Annotated in this window: 21 protein-coding genes and 1 pseudogene; 10 read left to right on the forward strand and 12 right to left on the reverse strand. The window is 59.6% G+C overall.

Annotated elements, in window-relative coordinates:
- Positions 1–10: 10 nt before the first annotated feature.
- The 4 genes from trmD to ffh form a co-directional block, all read right to left on the reverse strand.
- Positions 11–784 carry a tRNA (guanosine(37)-N1)-methyltransferase TrmD gene (gene trmD / locus ACYZTW_RS27565; RefSeq protein WP_173860472.1) on the reverse strand — a complete coding sequence of 258 codons (774 nt, stop codon included), beginning with the start codon at positions 782–784 and terminating at the stop codon, positions 11–13.
- A complete protein-coding gene (rimM, locus tag ACYZTW_RS27570) occupies positions 766–1,302 on the reverse strand; it encodes a ribosome maturation factor RimM (protein ID WP_008014731.1) in 537 nt (178 codons plus the stop codon). Before rimM ends, trmD begins: the two co-directional genes overlap by 19 nt.
- A gap of 5 nt (positions 1,303–1,307) precedes the next feature.
- The gene (gene rpsP / locus ACYZTW_RS27575) at positions 1,308–1,559 is read right to left on the reverse strand and encodes a 30S ribosomal protein S16 (RefSeq protein WP_007944872.1); all 252 of its coding nucleotides are present in this window, start codon (positions 1,557–1,559) and stop codon (positions 1,308–1,310) included.
- Between the two features lie 408 nt (positions 1,560–1,967).
- On the reverse strand, positions 1,968–3,344 hold the full coding sequence (ffh, locus tag ACYZTW_RS27580; RefSeq protein ID WP_462002588.1) for a signal recognition particle protein: 1,377 nt from the start codon (positions 3,342–3,344) through the stop codon (positions 1,968–1,970).
- A gap of 210 nt (positions 3,345–3,554) precedes the next feature.
- Between ffh and ACYZTW_RS27585 the strand changes: the two genes are divergently transcribed.
- From ACYZTW_RS27585 to ACYZTW_RS27595, 3 genes are all read left to right on the forward strand, one after another.
- Positions 3,555–4,367 carry a cytochrome C assembly family protein gene (locus tag ACYZTW_RS27585; protein WP_462002589.1) on the forward strand — a complete coding sequence of 271 codons (813 nt, stop codon included), beginning with the start codon at positions 3,555–3,557 and terminating at the stop codon, positions 4,365–4,367.
- A gap of 12 nt (positions 4,368–4,379) precedes the next feature.
- The gene (locus tag ACYZTW_RS27590; RefSeq protein WP_462002590.1) at positions 4,380–5,624 is read left to right on the forward strand and encodes an HlyC/CorC family transporter; all 1,245 of its coding nucleotides are present in this window, start codon (positions 4,380–4,382) and stop codon (positions 5,622–5,624) included.
- A gap of 342 nt (positions 5,625–5,966) precedes the next feature.
- Positions 5,967–7,283, forward strand: coding sequence for an MFS transporter (locus ACYZTW_RS27595; RefSeq protein ID WP_462002591.1), 1,317 nt, complete (start codon positions 5,967–5,969; stop codon positions 7,281–7,283).
- A 104-nt stretch (positions 7,284–7,387) separates the two neighbouring features.
- Here the strand turns inward: ACYZTW_RS27595 and purT are convergent, their stop codons facing one another.
- The 5 genes from purT to ACYZTW_RS27620 all read right to left on the reverse strand — a co-directional run bounded on the left by purT (position 7,388) and on the right by ACYZTW_RS27620 (position 10,905).
- On the reverse strand, positions 7,388–8,569 hold the full coding sequence (gene purT, locus ACYZTW_RS27600; RefSeq protein WP_462002592.1) for a formate-dependent phosphoribosylglycinamide formyltransferase: 1,182 nt from the start codon (positions 8,567–8,569) through the stop codon (positions 7,388–7,390).
- Positions 8,570–8,827: 258 nt separating this feature from the next.
- Positions 8,828–9,295: a VUT family protein gene (locus tag ACYZTW_RS27605; protein WP_310263625.1), complete on the reverse strand. Its 468-nt coding sequence runs from the start codon at positions 9,293–9,295 to the stop codon at positions 8,828–8,830.
- Between the two features lie 205 nt (positions 9,296–9,500).
- Positions 9,501–9,716, reverse strand: a complete 216-nt coding sequence (locus ACYZTW_RS27610) for a DUF1289 domain-containing protein (protein WP_462002593.1) — start codon at positions 9,714–9,716, stop codon at positions 9,501–9,503.
- Entirely contained in the window at positions 9,713–10,237 is a 525-nt protein-coding gene (locus ACYZTW_RS27615; RefSeq protein WP_007954617.1) for a gamma carbonic anhydrase family protein, read from the reverse strand. Before ACYZTW_RS27615 ends, ACYZTW_RS27610 begins: the two co-directional genes overlap by 4 nt.
- Before the next feature lie 68 nt (positions 10,238–10,305).
- Entirely contained in the window at positions 10,306–10,905 is a 600-nt protein-coding gene (locus tag ACYZTW_RS27620; protein WP_429511951.1) for a CoA pyrophosphatase, read from the reverse strand.
- Positions 10,906–11,051: 146 nt separating this feature from the next.
- Between ACYZTW_RS27620 and ACYZTW_RS27625 the strand changes: the two genes are divergently transcribed.
- The 7 genes from ACYZTW_RS27625 to nagE all read left to right on the forward strand — a co-directional run bounded on the left by ACYZTW_RS27625 (position 11,052) and on the right by nagE (position 19,936).
- The gene (locus ACYZTW_RS27625) at positions 11,052–11,603 is read left to right on the forward strand and encodes an NUDIX hydrolase (RefSeq protein WP_462002594.1); all 552 of its coding nucleotides are present in this window, start codon (positions 11,052–11,054) and stop codon (positions 11,601–11,603) included.
- 110 nt (positions 11,604–11,713) lie between these two features.
- Complete coding sequence (locus tag ACYZTW_RS27630; RefSeq protein WP_462002595.1) at positions 11,714–12,217, forward strand: L,D-transpeptidase family protein; 504 nt, start codon at positions 11,714–11,716, stop codon at positions 12,215–12,217.
- 420 nt (positions 12,218–12,637) lie between these two features.
- Positions 12,638–13,369, forward strand: coding sequence for a GntR family transcriptional regulator (locus ACYZTW_RS27635; protein WP_462002596.1), 732 nt, complete (start codon positions 12,638–12,640; stop codon positions 13,367–13,369).
- Between the two features lie 37 nt (positions 13,370–13,406).
- Positions 13,407–14,513: an N-acetylglucosamine-6-phosphate deacetylase gene (nagA, locus tag ACYZTW_RS27640; RefSeq protein ID WP_462002597.1), complete on the forward strand. Its 1,107-nt coding sequence runs from the start codon at positions 13,407–13,409 to the stop codon at positions 14,511–14,513.
- Entirely contained in the window at positions 14,494–15,516 is a 1,023-nt protein-coding gene (locus ACYZTW_RS27645) for an SIS domain-containing protein (RefSeq protein ID WP_462002598.1), read from the forward strand. The genes nagA and ACYZTW_RS27645 overlap by 20 nt, the downstream gene beginning before the upstream one ends.
- 159 nt (positions 15,517–15,675) lie before the next feature.
- On the forward strand, positions 15,676–18,192 hold the full coding sequence (ptsP, locus tag ACYZTW_RS27650; RefSeq protein ID WP_462002599.1) for a phosphoenolpyruvate--protein phosphotransferase: 2,517 nt from the start codon (positions 15,676–15,678) through the stop codon (positions 18,190–18,192).
- Between the two features lie 28 nt (positions 18,193–18,220).
- Complete coding sequence (gene nagE / locus ACYZTW_RS27655) at positions 18,221–19,936, forward strand: N-acetylglucosamine-specific PTS transporter subunit IIBC (protein WP_462002600.1); 1,716 nt, start codon at positions 18,221–18,223, stop codon at positions 19,934–19,936.
- 189 nt (positions 19,937–20,125) lie between these two features.
- Here nagE and ACYZTW_RS27660 read toward each other — a convergent pair.
- The 3 genes and pseudogenes from ACYZTW_RS27660 to ACYZTW_RS27670 form a co-directional block, all read right to left on the reverse strand.
- A pseudogene (locus ACYZTW_RS27660) lies at positions 20,126–20,245 on the reverse strand (DUF6124 family protein); the annotation flags it as partial.
- Positions 20,246–20,581: 336 nt separating this feature from the next.
- Positions 20,582–21,034 (reverse strand): hypothetical protein, encoded by a 453-nt coding sequence (locus tag ACYZTW_RS27665; RefSeq protein ID WP_462002601.1) that lies wholly within the window; start codon positions 21,032–21,034, stop codon positions 20,582–20,584.
- Between the two features lie 398 nt (positions 21,035–21,432).
- A complete protein-coding gene (locus ACYZTW_RS27670) occupies positions 21,433–21,744 on the reverse strand; it encodes an NGG1p interacting factor NIF3 (RefSeq protein ID WP_462002602.1) in 312 nt (103 codons plus the stop codon).

Raw genomic sequence — 21,744 nt, forward strand, 5'->3', positions numbered from 1 at the left:
CGATACGTTGTTAACTATCGTCCCGCTCGCGGATGTATTCCTCGAGCAGCTTCTTCTCTTCTCCAGAAAGCGAGCGGCTTTCCAGAAGATCGGCGCGTCGTTCAAAGGTCCTACCAAGGGACTGCTGTAAACGCCAACGCCGGATATGCGCGTGATTGCCACTTAGCAACACGTCGGGAACACGCTGATCCGCATACACCTCCGGTCGGGTGTAGTGCGGGCAATCCAGCAAACCATCCGTAAAGGAATCTTCCTCGGCGGAGTCCGCATGCCCTAAAGCTCCAGGCAGCAGTCGTGTAACCGCATCGATCAGGACCATCGCCGGCAGCTCGCCGCCAGACAGTACATAGTCGCCAATCGACCACTCTTCATCGACATGAGCATCAATAAAACGCTCGTCAATGCCTTCATAGCGGCCGGCAATCAGGATCAATGCATCCAGATTCGCCAACTCGCGTACCGCCGACTGAGTCAGTTGACGGCCTTGGGGGGACAGGTAAATTACCTTCGCCGCCTCCCCGGCTGCTGCCTTGGCCTGAACCAACGCATCTTCCAGGGGCTTGATCTTCATCACCATGCCCGGGCCACCGCCAAATGGGCGATCGTCCACAGTGTGATGTCGATCTGTCGTGTAGTCTCGCGGATTCCAACAGGTGAGCTGCAAGAGCCCCTGTTTCACCGCACGACTGGTGATGCCGTACTCGCTGATGGCGGAGAACATCTCGGGAAACAAACTGATCACTTCTACGCGCAAGTTAGCCACGCTTAGAAGTCCGCATCCCATTCCACCTTCATCTCGCCTGCGGCAAGGTCGACGGCCAACACGCATTGCTCCGTATAGGGCAACAGGCGTTCGCGATCATCCAGGCTGCCAGCGCAAGGCTTGACCACCATTACATCATTGGCGCCGGTTTCCAGAAGATGATCGATTTTCCCGAGCAATTGCCCGAGTTGATCAATGACCTTCAGACCTTCCAGCTGGTACCAGTAGTACTCGCCGTCGGTCAATTCAGGGAACAGGTTGCGCGGCACGCAGATCTCATAACCGGCCAGAAGACGCGCTTCTTCACGATCATCAAGACCCTTGAGCTTTGCGACCAGGAACTTATCGTTCCCACGTCCGCTGACCAGCTCGACCTGTTTCACATTACCTTCGCGCTTGAGCGTCCAGGTTTTGTACTGCAACAGGTTTTCAGTCGGATCAGTAAAGGAATACACCTTCACTTCGCCGCGAACGCCATGAACCGAATAAATTTTGCCGATAACGATCAAATCATCAGCAACAGCTGGCGTCGCGTTCATATTGCTCAGGCCGCAGCCTTAGCCGCGTCCTTCAACAACTGAGCAACGCGCTCAGAAGGTTGTGCACCAACGCTCAGCCAGTAGGCTACGCGCTCTTGGTTCACGGACAGACGAACTTCTTGACCACGAGCAACAGGGTTGAAGAAACCAACCTGTTCCTTGTGCGAACCGTCGCGCGGGTTGCGGCTGTCGGTTACGGTCAAGTGGTAAAACGGGCGCTTTTTGGAGCCGCCAAGGGCAAGACGGATTGTTAGCATGTGAACATCGTTCCTGTAGTCGGTGCTGCAAATCTAAAGGCACAGCGGGCATAGGTGCCCGAAAGGCCGCATATTCTAAGGAATATCCGGACTTTTGCAAATGACTTTTTCCGGCGGTCTTTCGGCCGCCATCAAGATTTGCTATAGAGCCGTCGTTGAAAACGGCCAGTCAGCTCCCGCCAAGTGCGGGTTTGCTGGAGATCCCACTTCCGTGTGGGCTGCGCAAGAGCAAGCCCTTGCGCGAATTCTTTGTGTCCTGTCTCGCCAATACGCTCATATTTTGGCGAGTGACTATTGCCCTCTGGCAAGGCGCCGCGACGAGTCATAGCTAGCTATGGCGAGGAGCGGCAACGCAGCATGAGGGCAATAGGCGCCGCCAAAATTGAGCAGTATTGGCGTGACAGGACACTATATTCTCGGCATGCCGCCGCCGGGCAACATACCGCCCATGCCGCGCATCATTTTGGCCATTCCGCCTTTCGCGGAGAACTTCTTCATCATCTTCTGCATCTGCTTGTGCTGCTTGATCAAGCGACCGATGTCCTGCACCTGAGTGCCGGAACCCATGGCTATCCGGCGTTTGCGCGAACCGCTGATCAGCTCAGGGTCGCGGCGCTCGGCCGGGGTCATGGAGTTGATGATGGCTTCCATCTGCTTGAATTGTTTCTCTGCCGCGCCTTGGGCGTTGCCCATCTGCGCCAGGTTCATACCACCGATGTTCGGCAGTTTGTCCATGAGGCCGCCGAGGCCGCCCATGTTTTTCATCTGTTGCAGCTGATCGCGGAAGTCTTCGAGGTCGAAGCCCTTACCCTTTTTCAGCTTCTTGGCCAGTTTGTCGGCCTTGTCCTTGTCGAGGGTCTGCTCGGCTTGCTCGATCAGGCTGAGCACGTCGCCCATACCGAGGATGCGCGAAGCAATACGCTCCGGGTGGAACGGTTCGAGCGCTTCGCTCTTCTCGCCCATACCGATGAACTTGATCGGCTTGCCGGTGATGGCGCGAACCGACAGCGCAGCACCGCCACGGGCGTCGCCGTCGACCTTGGTCAGGATCACACCGGTCAGCGGCAGAGCATCGCCGAAGGCCTTGGCCGTGTTGGCGGCGTCTTGACCGGTCATGGCGTCGACCACGAACAGCGTTTCGACCGGGTTGATCGCGGCGTGCAGCGCCTTGATCTCACCCATCATCTCTTCATCAATGTGCAGGCGACCGGCGGTATCGACGATGACGACATCAATGAATTTCAGTTTTGCTTCTTTAATAGCCGCTTGCGCGATGTCGACCGGCTTCTGGCTCAGGTCGGACGGGAAGAAGGTTACGCCGACTTCACCTGCGAGCATTTCCAGCTGTTTGATCGCCGCTGGACGGTAAACGTCCGCGGACACGACCATGACCGATTTCTTCTTGCGCTCTTTGAGGAAGCGCGCGAGCTTGCCGGCGGTGGTGGTTTTACCCGCACCCTGCAAACCGGCCATCAGCACGACGGCCGGAGGAACGGCGCTCAGGTTCAAGTCTTCGTTGGCCGCGCCCATCAGGCTTTCGAGTTCGGCCTGGACGATCTTCACGAAGGCCTGGCCCGGCGTCAGGCTGCGCGACACCTCAGTGCCGACGGCGCGTTCCTTTACCGAATTGACGAAGTCCTTGACGACCGGCAAGGCGACGTCAGCTTCGAGCAACGCCATGCGCACTTCGCGCAGGGTGTCTTTGATGTTGTCTTCGGTCAGCTTGGCCTTGCCGGTGACATGGCGCAGCGTCTGCGAGAGACGGTCGGTTAAGTTTTCAAACATTGCGCGATCCTTTCAGGCCCTGTGTAGACCGGGATAATGGCGGCCCAGACCGGAATAAACGTGTGCTCGGCGAGCCTGCGGCGTGGGCAGGTCGCGGATTATAGCGAAGACTGCGCCTGGCGGACACCTCGTCGTCAGGTTGCATGGTCTTTCGTGCTGCGGGGGTTCTATGCCAAACTCAGCGCCTTTCGGGCTTGCCTAACAGGATTTATGCTCCCCTTGTCACCCAGCTTGCTAACTACCCTCGCCGCCGCCTGCTTATATGCCGCTGCGACCCTCTATCAGGGCACTCGTCTGGCCACTGGCGCCAAGGCGAACAAGCGCCTGCTGGTCACGTTCGGCGTGCTTGCCGTGCTGGCTCACAGCGCCAGCCTGTTCACCCACCTGCTGACACCGATTGGCCTGGGTCTGGACTTTTTCAGCGCTGCCAGCCTGATTGCTGCCGCGGTCATTGCCCTGACCCTGCTGGCCTGCTCGCGAATCCCGGTGGAGAACCTGCTTATATTGCTGTTCCCGCTCGGCGCCGCCACCGTGCTGCTCGCACAGTTCGCTCCCGCCGGCACCGTGCAGATCATCGACGAAGAACCGGGCATCCTCGCCCACATCCTGCTGTCGATCCTCGCCTACGGCATGTTCACCATTGCGGTGTTCCAGGCGTTGCTGCTGCTGGTTCAAGACCATCAGCTCAAGCACAAGCACCCGTCGGGCCTGATCAAGAACTTCCCGCCGCTGCAAACCATGGAAAGCCTGCTGTTCGGTTTCCTCTGGGCCGGCTGGACCCTGCTGTCGCTGTCGCTGATCTCCGGCTGGCTGTTCGTCGACAACCTGTTCGCCCAGCACCTGGTGCACAAAACCTTGCTGGCCTGCCTGGCCTGGATCGTATTCAGCGTGCTGCTTTGGGGCCGTAACCGCCTCGGCTGGCGCGGACACAAGGCCATTCGCTGGACCCTCGCCGGTTTCTGCCTGCTGATGCTGGCCTATTTCGGCAGTAAGCTGGTTCGTGAATACATCCTGCATATCTGACGGGCGGCATTAATGGACGACTTGCCCATAGGGCCGATGCTCGCGGTAATGGCCCTGCTGATTTTATGGTCGGGGCTGTTTACCGCCATTGAAACTGCGCAACAGCACTTGCTCGCCCAGCGGACCGCTTCGCGTTCGAGCGACAAGCCGGTGGCAAAGCTGAGCTTTTCGCTCAATAGCCTGATCCTCTGCAACACCCTGTGCCGCGCACTGGTCGTGGTCATCAGCACCTTGCTGGCGATTTTCACCTGGGCGGAAAACGGTCCATGGGTAGCCTGCCTGGGGGCTGGCGCCGTGCTTCTGGTGTTCGCCGACTACCTGCCGCGCACCCTCGCCGTCCGTTATCCGGACACCGTCCTGGCCCTGGGCAACACCTTGCTGGGCGCGCCACTGAAAATCATCTATCCCGCCGCCTGGTTGCTCAATGGCATAAGTCAGTTGCTGATGCGACCGTTCGCCCGCAAAGTCAACGTGGTACAGCAGAGCGAAGACGAGGCCCCGATCGATCGCAACGACGATCACGAACACGCCGTCTGCCGCCCTCACCCGCTGTCAGGCATCCATGCGCTGGACAACATCACGGTCAACGACATTCTGGTGCCGCGCAGTGACGTCGACGGGGTCAACCTGGACGACCCGATTGAAGAAATCATCGAGCAACTGCGCAACAACAAGCGCACACGCCTGCCGGTGTTCCACAGCGACATCAATCAGGTCGAAGCGGTGCTCAACACCCGACAGATCCGTCACTTGCTGCACGATTCCAGCCTGACCCTGGACGCGCTCCTGGCGGCCAGCCACGACCCTTATTTCGTGCCGGAAAGCACCCCGTTGCAACTGCAATTGCTGAATTTCCATAAACAGCAGCGGCGCTTGGGGATGGTGGTCGACGAGTACGGCGAAGTGCTCGGTATCGTGACCCTGGAAGACATTCTCGAAGAGATCGTCGGTGAGTTCGAAAGCCAGCACAGCCTGGATAACCCACACATCCATCCCCAGGCGGATGGCCGCCTGGTGATCGAAGGTGCGGCGTCGATACGCGAACTGAACAAGAGCCTGGGCTGGCACTTGCCGAGCGACGGTCCGAAAACCCTCAACGGGCTGGTGACCGAAGCACTGGAGACGATTCCGGAAAGTGCTGTATGCCTGAAGATCGGGCGCTATCGGCTGGAGATTCTGGAGACCGAGGATAATCGCGTTACCCGGGTGTTGATCTGGCATACCAGTTCGACGCCTGCGATTGCCTCTATCCGTTAGATAGTTAAAAGATCGCAGCCTCGCTTCGCTCGACAGCTCCTACAGTTTGGAAAGCGTTCCCTTGTAGGAGCTGTCGAGCGAAGCGAGGCTGCGATCTTTTTCAATATCTATGCCCTTGTTCGATCGATAGCCGCCTTCCTATAATCGAGCCGCTTACCCAAGCCCCGCCGCACCACGTGCTTACCCCGCACGCAGCAGGTCCGGCCAGACCATCTGCAATATCCGCACTACACCGACGACTGTTCCTACCTTGAACAGCGGCCGCGCCTCACTCCCACATCCCTGGGTGTTCGACCATAATAATTCGCTCCACTGGGGCACATGACTGTCAGGGATAACCGCATGACGACCAGCACGACTTATAACGACACCGCGCCTGCGCAACCGACGAACTCCGCCACCCGCGTGGCGACCGCGAGCTTCATCGGCACCGCCATCGAGTTCTACGACTTCTACGTCTATGCCACTGCCGCTGCGCTGGTGATCGGTCCGGTGTTCTTTCCGCAGACCTCCGGCACGGCCCAGATGCTGTCGGCGTTCCTCACCTTCGGCATCGCCTTCCTGGCTCGACCACTGGGATCGGCGCTTTTCGGCCACTTCGGTGACCGCATCGGGCGCAAATCGACACTGGTTGCCTCGCTGCTGCTGATGGGCGTATGCACCACGCTGATCGGCGTGCTACCGGGTTACGACAGCATTGGAGCCTGGGCGCCGATCCTGCTCTGCGTACTGCGCTTCGGCCAAGGCCTGGGGCTCGGCGGCGAATGGGGCGGTGCGGCGTTGCTGGCCACCGAGAATGCGCCCAAGGGCAAACGCGCCTGGTTCGGCATGTTCCCGCAGCTCGGTCCCTCGATCGGCTTCCTCGCGGCCAACGGCCTGTTTCTTACGCTGGCCATGACCCTGAACGACGAGCAGTTCCGTTCGTGGGGCTGGCGAATTCCGTTTCTGCTCAGTGCCGCGCTGGTGATGGTCGGTCTGTACGTGCGCCTCAAACTTCACGAAACGCCAGTATTTGCCAACGCAATGGCTCGCCAGGAGCGGGTGAAGATCCCGCTGGTCGAGCTGTTCAGCCAATACTGGGCGCCGATGTTGCTGGGCGCCGGGTCGATGGTGGTGTGCTACGCGTTGTTCTATATCTCGACGGTGTTTTCGCTGAGCTATGGCGTGTCGACACTGGGTTACAGCCGCGAAATCTTCCTCGGACTGCTGTGCTTCGCCGTATTGTTCATGGCCGCTGCCACCCCGCTGTCCGCCTGGGCCAGTGATCGATACGGGCGCAAACCGGTGCTAATCATCGGCGGTGTGCTGGCGATTCTGTCCGGCTTCTTGATGGAGCCGCTGTTGACCCAAGGTTCGACCTGGGGCGTGGCGCTGTTCCTGTGCATCGAGCTGTTTCTGATGGGCGTGACGTTTGCGCCGATGGGCGCGCTGCTGCCGGAGCTGTTTCCCACTCACGTGCGTTATACCGGTGCGTCGGCGGCCTACAACCTGGGCGGCATTGTCGGGGCCTCGGCGGCACCGTTCTTCGCACAGAAGCTGGTGGCGATGGGGGGTTTGAGTTATGTCGGCGGGTATGTGTCTGGGGCGGCGGTGCTGAGCTTGATTGCGGTGCTGTGCCTGAAGGAAACGCGCAATAACGATCTGAATCGGGTTGCCTGATAGGGCGCCTTCGCGAGCAGGCTCGCTCCCACAGGGACCGCGTTCCGTCAGAAAGAACGCAGTTCAATGTGGGAGCGAGCCTGCTCGCGAATGCCGCGACGCGCTTACAACTCTACAACAACAGCCTGAGAAGCACGGGTTGCCTTGGCACGAGCCGCTTCAATCGACTCATCACGCGCCAACGCCACACCCATCCGACGCTGACCATTCACTTCAGGCTTGCCGAACAGACGCAATGCCGTGTCCGGCTCGCTCAACGCAGCACCGAGATTGGCGAACGCCGTCTGAGTCGACTGTCCTTCCACCAGAATGACTGCTGAAGCCGATGGGCCGAACTGACGGATCAGTGGAATTGGCAGGCCCAGAATCGCCCGTGCGTGCAGCGCGAACTGCGACAGGTCCTGGGAAATCAACGTCACCAGACCGGTGTCATGTGGACGCGGCGAGACTTCGCTGAACCAGACTTGATCACCTTTGATGAACAGCTCAACACCAAACAGACCACGGCCACCCAAGGCTTCAGTGACGGCTTTGGCAACGCGCTCGGATTCAGCCAGGGCAATCGGGCTCATCGCTTGTGGCTGCCAGGATTCCTGATAGTCGCCCTTCTCCTGACGGTGACCGACTGGCGCGCAGAACGTAGTGCCGCCAACGTGACGCACGGTCAACAGGGTGATTTCGTAGTCGAAGTCGATAAAGCCTTCGATGATCACGCGGCCTTTACCGGCACGGCCGCCTTCTTGAGCGTAATCCCAGGCTTTCTGCACGTCATCGACGCTACGCAGCAGGCTCTGACCTTTACCCGAGGAGCTCATGACTGGCTTGACCACGCACGGGAAGCCCAGGTCCTGAACGGCCTTGCTGTAATCCTCGAAGGTGTCGGCGAAGTGGTACGGCGAGGTCGGCAGGTCCAACTCTTCAGCGGCCAGGCGACGGATACCTTCGCGGTTCATGGTCAACTGCGCGGCGCGAGCGCTCGGGATCACGGTGAAGCCTTCGGCTTCCAGCTCCACAAGGGTCGTGGTGGCAATGGCTTCGATTTCCGGCACGATGAAATGCGGCTTTTCGGCTTCGATCACCGCACGCAGGGCGGCGCCGTCGAGCATGTTGATAACATGGCTGCGATGGGCGACTTGCATGGCCGGTGCATTGGCGTAGCGATCCACGGCAATCACTTCAACGCCCAGACGTTGCAGCTCGATCACCACTTCTTTGCCCAACTCACCACAGCCACACAGCAGTACGCGGGTCGCGGTTGGCGACAATGGAGTTCCGATACGGGTCATCTCAGGTCCTCAAGAAGCGGATCATCGAGGGTCGCGGCGAAAGTAGCCTGTGTGGCCAGTTCTGTTAGTCAATTTCGGCGCAGGAAGCCCATATCCTGCGTTGCCGCTCCTCGCCATAGCAAGCTATGACTCGTCACATCGCCTTGGCTATGGACTTCCTGCATCCGAACTTGAACTAACGAACTGGCCGTACAGGCTACAAGCGCGCTTCCCATGGGGAGAAAGCGCGGCATTTTACATGAACCGGCGGGTTTGGCTTCAGCTGACGACGGCCTGTTTGCGCAAGCGCCAGGCCATGATCAACCACACGGCCGTCACGCCGGCGAACTTCGAGCCCATGGCGGTGAGGATCACGCCCGGAGTGAACGCATCGATCATGCCGAAGAAGATGAAGGTATCGAGGGGAATACTCAGGGCCGAACTTATCCACAGGCGGTCGTGCAAGGGACGCTTGGTGATGCTGAACACCAACCAATCGATGCATTCGGACACCGCGAACGCCGTGGCGCTGGCCAGCGCGATGGAGGGATCGGACGTCACGTAGGACAACACCAGCGCTGCCAGCATCGCCGCGATCGCGCCATGGCCGAAACGGGTTTGCACCATGTCGCGCAAAACGAACACCAAACCACCCCAGGCCGACCAGATGATGTCCAGGTGCGGAGCGGTGGAAAAGGCGTAGTTGATCAACACGACGCTGCTGATGTAAGCGATCAGGAAGAGCATGGGGCGGCGGGATCCCTGTCAATTTGGCGCACAGGGTACTTCAGACATACACAAGCACCAAACCCGAACGCGAATCCTGTAGCAGCTGCCGAAGGCTGCGTTCGGCTGCGCAGCAGTCGCAAAATCAGGCAATGCAGTCATTCAGGCACACCACGGACTCAGGATTTACGACTGCTTCGCAGCCGAACGCAGCCTTCGGCAGCTGCTACAGGTTAGGCGTTTTGCCGATCATCCAGAGCAAACCGCTGGACTTGACCCGCTCATGGCACAACCCCAACACCTTGCGGCGCTCTTCGTTATCCATCCGGCTCCAGCGGGTGATCTCTTCCACCGTGCGCTGACACCCGATGCAAATATCATCGTCGTCCAACGCGCAGATATTCACGCATGGCGAAGGAACCGGTCGTTCGGTGGCGCTCATTCTTCCTGCTCAACCAGATCACGGGCATAACGTTGCGAGTTATGCACATAGTGAGCAGCGCTGGCCTCCAGCATTTTTTTCTGCGGCTCGGTCAGCTCGCGCACCACTTTGCCGGGGGAGCCCATGACCAGCGAACCGTCTGGAATCTCCTTGCCCTCACCGATCAGTGAGTTGGCGCCGATGATGCAGTTCTTGCCGATTTTCGCGCCGTTGAGGATCACCGCGTTAATCCCGATCAAGCTGTAATCGCCCACCGTGCAGCCATGAAGCATGGCGTTATGGCCGATGGTCACGCCGGTGCCGATCGTCAGCGGGTAACCCATGTCGGTGTGCATCACCGTGCCGTCCTGGACGTTACTGTTCTTGCCGATCAGGATCAGTTCGTTGTCGCCACGCAGCACAGCGTTGAACCAGACGTTAGCGCCCTCTTCCAATTTGACCTTACCCACCAGCACGGCATTGGGTGCGACCCAGCTCTGCGGATGGGTTTCGACGCGGGCGTCGCCCAGGCGATATTTCATCTTATTGTCCTCAAGGCCAGGCAGGCTCACTTGTAAAAAGCGGGGTTCACACCCTACGAGCGATGGCTTCAGGTGTTGATAAAAGTTTTGGGCGGTTGATGCAGACTGATTTTGGCGTCATAGAGCAAGTTGATCAACTCGACGATCATAATCGCCGTCAGGCCCCAGATTTTGTATTCGCCATAGCGATAGCTCGGCACGTACCAACTGCGGCCCTGGTAATCGATGCGATGGGTGTGTTCACGCGGATCCTTGCGGAAGAACTCCAGGGGCACGCTGAACACCGCAGCGATTTCGGCGTCGTTGGCCAGGTATTCGACAAAATCCGGAATCACACCGACATAGGGTGTGACCTTGATGCCGTGCAGGGAAATCAGCGGGCTCAGCGGGCCGATCACTTCGACCAGACCAGGCGGCAGGCCGATTTCTTCTTCGGCTTCGCGCAAGGCGGTAAAAATAAGGTCCGGGTCTTCAGGGTCGCGCCGCCCGCCGGGAAAGGCGACTTCTCCGCCATGGGTCGAGAGCCCGCTGGCGCGCAGGGTCAGAACCAGTTCCGGTTCGTCACTGCGAGTGATGGGCACCAGTACCGCGGCTTCAGGGAAACGTTTGTCGGTTTCCAGTGTGCGTGGGGTGTGGTTGCTTACTCGATGCAGTAGCTCGTCCAGCATGAGACTTCTCGATTTATTCGCTACCTCGCATCATGCACCAATCGAACCGACCGCCCAAGCCCATAACCATTGCATGTCGCTAAACGACAACTTGCCGACAGACACCGTCGCACGCCAAGATAGGCGCAGCATTCAGGAACCCAAGCATGAAATTTTGCAGTCAGTGCGGCAACCCGGTGACCCAGCGCATTCCCGAGGGCGATTCGCGCCTGCGTTTTGTCTGTGACAGCTGTCAGGCGATTCACTACCAGAACCCCAATATCGTCGCCGGTTGCGTGGCGACCTGGGGCTCCAAGGTCTTGCTGTGCCGACGCGCCATCGAGCCTCGGCTCGGTTATTGGACCCTGCCCGCCGGCTTTATGGAAAACGGTGAAACCATCGAGCAGGCGGCCATTCGCGAGACAGCCGAAGAAGCCTGCGCGCGGGTGCGCAACCTGAGCATCTATACGTTGATCGACGTGCCGCACATCAGTCAGGTGCATGTGTTCTTTCGCGCCGAGCTGGTGGACCTGGACTTTGCCGCAGGCCCCGAGAGCCTGGAAGTGCAGCTTTTCGAAGAAGCCGACATCCCTTGGTCCGAGCTGGCTTTCCGCACGGTGGGCCGTACCTTAGAATGCTTCTTCGCTGACCGGCGGACCGAGGTCTACCCCGTGCGGTCCGAGTCGATCCCGCCGCTTGCCCAGCTTGCCATTACTTGATTTAAATTCGGAACCTCCGCAAGCCGCTAAAAAATCGCAGCCTGCGGCAGCTCCTACAAAAACACCTATAACTATTAAATAGTCGCGACACCTCTAGGGATATCGTTTCAATGCGCTGGTTGCTTGCCGTGTTTTGCTTGACGTTCGTCGCTGTCTCCCAGGCTTCCGTTGCGGAAACCCTGGACGGCAAAGTCATCGAAAAAATCCTGGTGCTCAAATCTGCCCACCAATTGCAATTGATCAATGACGGCAAGCCGCTCAAGACCTATCGCATCTCATTGGGAAAAAGACCCCTCGGCCCGAAACTCATGGAAGGCGACAAACGAACGCCTGAAGGTTTCTATTGGCTGGACTGGCGCAAGGTCAGCGATAAATTCAACCTGGCGATGCACATTTCCTATCCGAACATCAGTGATTCCGCGCGCTCCCGGCGTGAAGGCGTCGAACCCGGCGGCATGATCATGATCCACGGCACCCCGGACACTGAAGACACCCCCGAAGACCTGTTCCATACGCTGGACTGGACCGACGGCTGCATTGCCATGCGCAACATGGACATGCGAGAGGTGTGGGGTTTGGTGTCGGACGGCACGATGATCGAAATCCGCCCGTAATCCCCCTCTATGATCGTTCCCACGCTCTGCGTGGGAATGCCTCAACGGACGCTCCGCGTTCGGTTTTGGAGGGGACGCGGAGCGTCCTGGGCTGCATTCCTTTGCGGCGCGTGGGAACGATCAAATTAGCTACCGTTGGTCGCTCATCAAAAAATAAAATCAAAAGATCGCAGCCTTCGGCAGCTCCTACAGGGTAGATACCATTCCCTTCGGTAGGAGCTGCCGCAGGCTGCGATCTTTGCTTTCAAAACCCCTACCTCTAATACCACTTAAAACCAACCATGCTTCCAACCATCCAGCAGGGCAAGATTTTCCGCGCCTTGAGCAAAGTGGTCTCATTGACATGGTATTTAAGTGGTATTAGGTTTCATCCCACCACCGGGCGACAACACTCCAATATCCGCATCGGACCAAACCTACATGAATGACCTCCAGGCCCTACGCCCTGACGACACCCAGCCCACGCCGTTGTACCTGCAACTGGCGCGCAACCTGGAAGCCGCGATCCATGCCGGCCAGTGGAAAGCCGAACAGGCGATGCCGTCGGAGCGCAACCTCAGCGAAATGCTGGGCATCTCCCGCGTCACCGCCCGCAAGGCGCTGGAAGTTCTGTTCGAGCAAGGCCTGATCCGCCGCAACCAAGGTTCCGGCACATTCATCACTCCCCGCCTGGAACAACCGCTGTCGCGCCTCTCGGGCTTCAGCGAGATGCTGCGCCTGAAAGGCTTTGTCCCCGGCTCGCAATGGCTGGAACGGGAAATCACTTCGCCGACCCACGAAGAACTGATCCGCCTCAGCCTCTCGCCGAACGACAAGGTCGCGCGGCTCAAACGTCTGCGTAAAGCCGACGACACGGTGATGGCGATCGAGATGAGCACCCTGCCCGCCTCGATCATTCCCAAGCCACAAGCGGTGGGCGACTCCCTCTACGAATACCTCGATGGCATCGGCAAGCCGATCGTCCGCGCCCTGCAGCACATTCAGGCGATCAACGCCTCGGACGAATTCGCCGCCCTGGTGGGCATCGCGCCCGGCACCGCCATGCTGCTGATGACCCGGGTCGGCTACCTGGAAGACAACACGCCGATCGAAGTCACCGACACCTATTGCCGCAACGACTACTACGACTTTGTCGCAGAGCTTCGTAGATAAATAGCTTCGCCGCTAATCGAGCAACCGAGAACCGATCATGTCCGAAGACAACATCCTCACCGCCCGCGGCTGGGTTCGCGGTCGGCTGATTCACGAACACGGCAAGGTCGTGTCGATCGACGGCCAACCGTGCAATCCAGCCGACAACGATCTGCCTTACCTGCTGCCGGGTTTCATCGACCTGCACGTTCACGGTGGCGGCGGCAAAGACATCATGGAAGGTGCGCCAGCCTTCGAGACCATCACCAAAACCCATATTCGTTTCGGCACGACGTCGATGCTGGCGACCACCATGACCGCGCCGCCTGCAGAAATTTCCAGCGTGCTTAAAGCCGCCGGCGAATATTGTTTACAGCGCCCGAAAGGCAGCGCCCGAGTCCTCGGCGTGCACCTGGAAGGCCCGTACATCAACCCCGGCAAACTCGGCGCCCAACCGAATTTCGCCCACACCGCGTTGATGGCCGAAGTCGAAGAATACCTGGCACTGGCGCCAATCCGGGTGATCACCATCGCCCCGGAAATCGCCGGCCACGACGCCTTGATCCGTGACCTCAGCGCTCGCGGCGTGCGCATGCAAATCGGCCACACGCTCGGCAGTTACGAGGAAGGCGTGGCCGCGCTTGAAGCCGGTGCCAGCAGTTTCACCCACCTCTACAACGCCATGAGCCCGCTGCATCACCGAGAGCCGGGCATCGTCGGCGCGGCGCTGGCTCACGCCAAATACGCCGAGTTGATTCCGGATTTGCTGCACGTGCACCCCGGCGCGATCCGTGTGGCCCTGCGCTCCATCCCATGCCTGTATTGCGTCACCGATTCCACTGCCGCTGCTGGCATGCCCGACGGTGAGTACAAGCTTGGCAGCCACACCGTGACCAAATGCCTGGGTGGTGTGCGCTTGCCCGACGGCACGCTGGCCGGCAGCACCCTGACCATGGATCAGGCCCTGCGCAATCTGGTGAAGATCGGTTTGCCAATCGACGAGGCCTCACAACGCCTTTCGCAATTCCCCGCCGACTACCTCGGCCTCAACGAACGCGGGCGCCTGCAACCCGGCAGCTGGGCCGACTGCGTGCGGCTCGATCGCTCACTCACACTGACCGCCGTCATGGTCGAAGGAGAAGACATTGACTTCAAAAATGCTTGAAGAGGCGCTGTCCTCGTTCGAGGCCGTGCAAGCCCAATTGCAGCTACTCGACCCGCAGATGATCGAGATCGCCGGGCGCCTGCGTCGTCAGCCGCCGCAAGTGGTGATGACGGTCGCTCGCGGTAGCTCCGATCATGCCGCCAGTTATTTTGCCTACCTGACCATGCAGCAATTGGGCTTCCCGGTGGCGTCGTTGCCGATGTCGGTGGTGACCATGCTGCAAGCGCCGTTGAAGGTCAGCGGCCAAGTGGCGTTCGCCTTCTCGCAGTCCGGGCAAAGTCCCGATCTGGTGAACAGCATGCGTCTGCTGCGCAAGCGCGGGGCCCTGAGCATCTCGATGGTCAACGCCGAGAGTTCGCCGCTGGAAGCCGCGTGTGAGTTCAGCCTGCCGCTGTGTGCCGGCACCGAAAACAGCGTCGCGGCGACCAAGAGTTTTATCGCCACCCTCAGCGCCAGCGCCCGTCTGATCGCCCACTGGAAAGAGGATGCCCAATTGCTGGAGGCCGGCCTCGCACTGCCGGAAGGTTTGCGCGAGGCGGCGAAACAGGACTGGAGCCTGGCCATCGACGCCCTGCGTGATCGCCAGTGTTTGATGGTGATCGGCCGTGGCGCCGGTTTCGCCATCGCCCAGGAAGCCGCGTTGAAATTCAAGGAAACCTCGGCGATCCAGGCCGAAGCCTTCAGCAGCGCCGAGGTCCGTCACGGCCCGATGGCATTGATTGATGAAAATTATCCACTGCTGATCTTCGCCCCTCGCGGCGCCCAGCAAGCCGGTTTGCTGAGCCTCGCCGCCGATATGCGCCAGCGCGGTGCCCGCGTATTGCTGGCCGCACCGGATGACATTGCCGAACGCGACCTCACCCTGACCCGCGCCGAGCACCCGGCGCTCGATCCGATTCTGGCGATCCAGAGTTTCTACGTCATGGCCGCCGGTTTGGCCGTCGCCCGAGGCATGGACCCGGACCAGCCGCGTCATTTGAGCAAAGTGACCCGCACGCACTAAGCCGAATGACAAGTGATTAGCCCTGTAGGAGCTGTCGAGTGAAACGAGGCTGCGATCTTTTCAACGCAGGATCAAAAGATCGCAGCTTCGTTTCACTCGACAGCTCCTACAGGGGGGCGAGTTGATCCGAACCGTAGTTTTTCCTGATGAGACCGAGCCATGCACAACAATAATAAAGAGCTGACCCTCAGTGCCCCGCTCAGCGGCCCGGTGCTGACGCTCGCCAAAGTCCCCGACCCGGTGTTCGCCAGCGGCGCCATGGGTGACGGGATCGCCATCGATCCGCTGAATGACACCCTCCACGCCCCGTGCGCCGGCGTCGTGGTGCATGTCGCCCGCACCGGCCACGCCGTGACCTTGCGTGCCGACAACGGTGCAGAATTGCTGCTGCACCTGGGCCTCGACACGGTCGAGTTGCAGGGCGAAGGCTTCTCGATGCTGGTCAAGGAAGGTGCTCGGGTCAGCAATGGCCAGCCGCTGTTGCGCTATGACCTGGACAAGGTCGCGCAACAGTGCAAAAGCCTGGTCAGCTTGATGATCCTGACCAACAGCCAGGACTTTCAGGCGCGGCCAATCACGCTGAAGTCGGTAAAAGTTGGCGAGCCATTGCTGCACATCATTCGTCGGCACGCGTCGGGGGCGCAGGCTGAAGCGGAGCTATCCGGGGAAGAGATTTACGGCCACATTCGCATCGCCCATCGTGGCGGTCTGCATGCTCGTCCGGCAGCGCTGATTCGTCAGACGGCGCAAGGTTTCAAGAGCAAATCGCAGCTGCATTTCGCTGGCAAATCGGCGACCTGCGACAGCTTGATCGGACTGATGGGTTTGGCCGTCGGCGAGCAGAACGAGGTTCAGGTCAGCTGCCAGGGCCCGGATGCCGAAGCGGCGTTGCAAGCATTGCTGATCGCGTTATCCACAGCGCTGGCCGAAGACAGCCACGCCGCCGCGCCGACACCGCTTGCCCGACGCACTCGAGCTGCCGAAGCGGGCGTGCTGCACGGTGTTTGTGCAGCTCCCGGTTTGGTTGCCGGACCGTTGTTTCGCTTGAACGCGATCAGCCTGCCTGTGGACGCCGGCAGCCATGATCCCGAGCAACAACTGCGAGCCCTCGACACCGCGCTGACCGTTGTGCGCAGCGAAATCGACCACACGCTGGCCCAAGCCAGGAAACATAAAAACACCGACGAAGAAGCGATCTTCGCCGCGCACCTCGCCCTGCTCGAAGACCCGGCGCTGCTGGACGCAGCGAACACCTCCATCGACCAAGGCATGGCCGCGCCCCACGCCTGGAGCCAATCGATCGACGTGCAGTGCGAGGTTCTCCAGCAACTCGGCAGCCCGCTGTTGGCCGAACGCGCCAACGATCTGCGCGACCTCAAACAACGCGTGCTGCGTGCCCTGCTCGGCGAAACCTGGCACTACGACGTGCCGGCCGGCGCCATTGTCGCCGCGCATGAATTGACGCCTTCCGACTTGCAGCAACTCAGTCAGCAAGGTGTCGCCGGGTTGTGCATGGCCGAGGGCGGCGCGACTTCCCACGTGGCGATTCTCGCTCGCGGCAAAGGCTTGCCGTGCATGGTTGCACTGGGTTCTACGCTGCTGGATCAGCCGCAAGGCCAAGCGGTCGTGCTGGATGCCGATGACGGTCGCCTCGAACTGATGCCAAATGCCGAACGTTTGGCCGAAGTGCACCAGGCGCAACTCAATCGTCAACAGCGCCGCGCCGAACAACAGGCTCAGGCCCACACCCCGGCGCTGACGCTCGACGGTTTGCAGATTGAGGTCGCCGCTAATGTGGCGTCTAGTGCTGAAGCGGCCGAGGCGTTGGCCAATGGTGCAGACGGCGTCGGTTTGCTGCGTACCGAGTTTCTCTTCGTCGATCGCAACACCGCGCCGGACGAACAGGAACAACGCACCGCCTATCAAGCCGTGCTCGACGCCATGGGCGACAAGTCGGTGATCATCCGCACCATCGACGTCGGCGGCGACAAGCAACTCGACTATCTGCCGCTGCCGGCTGAGGCCAATCCAGTGCTTGGCCTGCGCGGTATTCGCCTGGCTCAGGTCCGCCCGGAAATCCTCGATCAGCAACTGCGCGCGCTGCTGCACGTCAATCCACTTTCGCGCTGCCGGATCCTGTTGCCGATGGTGACCGAAGTCGATGAGTTGCTGCACATCCGCCAGCGTCTCGACGCGTTGTGCACTGAACTCGGTGTGAGTGAGCGCCCCGAGCTGGGCGTGATGATCGAAGTCCCGGCCGCCGCGTTGCTGGCCGAGCAGCTTGCAGAGCATGCGGACTTCCTGTCCATCGGCACCAACGATTTGTCGCAATACACCCTGGCCATGGACCGCGACCACGCCGGCCTCGCTTCGCGGGTCGACGCGATGCACCCGGCGCTGCTGCGGCTGATCGCCCAGACCTGCGCCGGTGCTGCGGTGCATAACCGTTGGGTCGGTCTCTGCGGCGCGCTCGCCTCCGATCCGCTGGCCACGCCGGTATTGATCGGCCTGGGAGTCAGCGAGTTGTCGGTCAGCCCGGTGCAGATCGGTGAAATCAAGGACCGCGTCCGTCACCACGACGCCGCCGAATGCCGACGCATCAGCCAGGACTTGCTCAAGTTGAGCAGCGCCGCTGCTGTGCGTCACGCCTGTCACCAGCAATGGCCTCTGAGCTGAAAACAACAAAAATCCAGGGAGATCCGCCATGTACCAATACTTTATCGAAGGCCTGCAGCGCCTCGGCCGCGCGCTGATGCTGCCGATCGCGATCCTGCCGATTGCCGGCCTGTTGCTGCGTCTGGGCGACACCGACCTGCTGAACATCGCGATCATCCACGACGCCGGCCAGGTGATCTTCGCCAACCTGGCAATGATCTTCGCCATCGGCATCGCGGTCGGCTTCGCCAAGGACAACAATGGCACCGCCGGGTTGGCCGGGGTCATTGGCTACCTGGTGATGATCTCCACCCTCAAGGTGCTCGACGCGAGCATCAACATGGGCATGCTCGCCGGGATCATCAGTGGCTTGATGGCGGGCGCGCTGTACAACCGTTTCAAGGACATCAAGCTCCCGGAGTACCTGGCGTTCTTCGGCGGCCGGCGCTTCGTGCCGATCGTCACCGGGTTCGCCGCCGTCGGCCTGGGCGTCATCTTTGGCTTGATCTGGCCGCCGATCCAGCAAGGCATCAACAGCTTCGGCGCATTGATGATGGAGAGCGGCAGCTTCGGTGCCTTCGTCTTCGGCGTGTTCAACCGCCTGCTGATCGTCACCGGCCTGCACCACATCCTCAACAACATGGCGTGGTTCGTCTTTGGCAACTTCACCGACCCGACCACGGGCACCATCGTCACCGGTGACCTGTCGCGCTACTTCGCCGGAGATCCCATGGGCGGCCAGTTCATGACCGGCATGTTCCCGATGATGATCTTTGGTCTGCCCGCCGCGTGCCTGGCGATGTACCGCAACGCCCTGCCGGAACGCCGCAAGGTCATGGGCGGGATTTTTCTGTCCATGGCGCTCACCTCGTTCCTGACCGGCGTCACCGAACCCGTCGAATTCGCCTTCATGTTCCTCGCGCCACTGCTCTTTTTGCTGCACGCGCTGCTAACGGGTTTGTCGATGGCCGTCACCAACCTATTGAATATCCACCTCGGGTTTACCTTCTCCGGTGGCTTTATCGACATGATCCTCGGCTGGGGTAAATCCACCAATGGCTGGCTGGTCATCCCGGTGGGACTGGCGTATGCGGTGATCTACTACGGGGTGTTTGATTTCTGCATTCGCCGCTTCAACCTCAAGACGCCGGGGCGTGAAGACATTCCAGCGGGCGACAAAGTCGTCGTCGCCGATAACGAACGGGCCGGCGCTTACATCAAGGCGCTGGGCGGTACACAGAATTTGATCACAGTGGGCGCGTGTACAACGCGGCTGCGGCTGGACATGGTGGATCGCAACAAAGTGTCCGACGTTGATTTGAAAGCGCTGGGTGCAATGGCGGTTGTGCGTCCAGGTAAAGGCGGGAGTTTGCAGGTGGTGGTCGGGCCGATGGCCGACAGCATTGCTGATGAGATTCGGTTGGCGATGTCGGCGTTGGGTCGCGCGGTTATCGCCTCCCCCGCTGCCGTTGTCGACCTACCTGAAATTGCCGTTGTGGCGAATACAGAAGCCCAGCAATGGCTGAAGGCACTGGGCGGCGGCGACAATGTGTTGCAATTGGATTGCATCGCCATGACCCGGATTCGGTTGCAACTGGCGGATGGCAGGGCGTTGTCGGAGGGGCAGTTGAAAGCGCTTGGTTGCATGGGTGTCAGTCAATTGGATGGTGGGGTTTGGCATTTGCTGATTGGCGATAAAGCAGCGAGTTTGAGTTGTGCGCTGGAAGCTTTGGTTAATCGCAGTGAGGTGAGTGCCAGGGTTTAGATTTTTGGCGCCTGAGAGTCGGCTTTCGCGAGCAAGCCCGCTCCCACAGTAGATCGGCGGCGTTCGTAATTCTTATGACCGACCCGGTCAAAATGTGGGAGCGGGCTTGCTCGCGAAGAGGCCTTCACGAACACCACAAATTTCAAAGCCCGCTGGCCGTCACAGGTCCAGCGGGCTTTTTTCATTGTGCTACCCCTGCGGGTCCAGATGATCTAGCACACGATTCACCGACAACTCCGCCAGAGAAATCATCTGCTGAATCCCCAATGCCAGATTGCACGTCGGCCCAGTGAGGTCGAACGCCAACTGGTGGCAGCTGTGCGCGGGTCTGCAAGACCGAGTCGTTAGGCAACCTCGGCAGACCCGAAGATCTCCCGCACACAGCCACCATAAATCGATGACCATTGATTTAAGCGCCACGATTATAGGTGCGCTTAAAGGTGCCTAACAAACTATCGGCGGGCTTGCAGTCCCGATCGCTGAATTGGCAGCGACAGCCAAAGGTTAGAGAGCCCACTTCCGACGGACAACCTGAAAGACTTGTGGGAAGGTTCTGATGTTTTGCCTGACGAATAAACGCAATCACTTATCCAAGCGGACAGCAAAAACCCGACCTAGGCCGGGTTTTTATAATGCAGCTTAAGCTCAGGAAAACGTTGCGCGCTGCTCAGCCTCGTAGTGCCGAGTCTGGAAAGGCATGAGGGATTGAGCCTTCAGACCAAGCCCCTCACTTAACCCCCAAGTAACGGCGAGGTCATCACGGCGATGGCGAAGCGGAACGGCTGATTGCGGTGTTACTACTGCTCTGGAAGCCGAGTGTTCAAAAAGCTCAAGGGCGTTGAGAGTCTCCGACACGCAGCTATCAGACACGCACGAAAAACGAGTGAGTCGCTCGAGCAAGTAGCCTGCACGACGAAGCTCGACCTCGTCAGTGTGGCGACTAAGAAAAACTGAAACTTCACTCTCAAGATTCAATTTCGAGTACCAAACAGCTTTGGCCACGCTCACAAGCACCGCGTCATCTGCTTGATTTAGAGGACGTTTGACCAGTGTGTCCAAGACGGATGAGAGGACGTGGCCGCTAGAGTGCTTCGTCATCTGTATTCTCCAAGTAGTCTTGCAAAATATGGGTAAGAACGGATGTTGGAGGTTAGATAGGCCACTTCCGACCGACAACCTGAAAGACTTGTGGGACGGTTCTGATGCTTTAACCGATCAATAAACATCGTTGCCTGTGAGGTCGCCATCGCGAGCAGGCTCGCTCCCACAGTGGGTCGGCGTACATATGGGGGAGATTGGTCGGCTGTCAGGCCGCCTTCGCGAGTAAGCATCGCTCCTACAAGTGGTGCGGCGTATGTCGAGAAATTGGTCGGCTTTCCGGCCGCCAAGATCAAAAGATCGCAGCCTTCGGCAGCTCCTACGAGGGTCAAATCCCGGACAATAAAAAACCCGCTGAAATCACTTCAGCGGGTTTCTCATTTCAGCGGACCGGAAAATCAAAAATCTTCTAGCCGCCATACCTCGTAAGCCGGCGTCTCATAGGGATGGCTCTCTTTCAGAGCCACCATCACCGCCCGAATCAACTCGTCACTGACCACAAGCTCAACCTTCCATTCCTCAACCTGCTCGACCTGCCCCGCTTCCCCAATGAACGGCTGACTGCCATCCAATGGACGAAACTGGCCGAGGCCGAGCACTTGCCAGGCGCAATGGTCGTATGCGCCGATCCGTCCGCCACCGGCGGCGAATACGGCACTTTTGACCTGTTCCACATGACTGGCCGGAACAAAAAAGGAAAGCTTGTACAT

This window comes from Pseudomonas sp. LB3P25, from assembly GCF_054897985.1.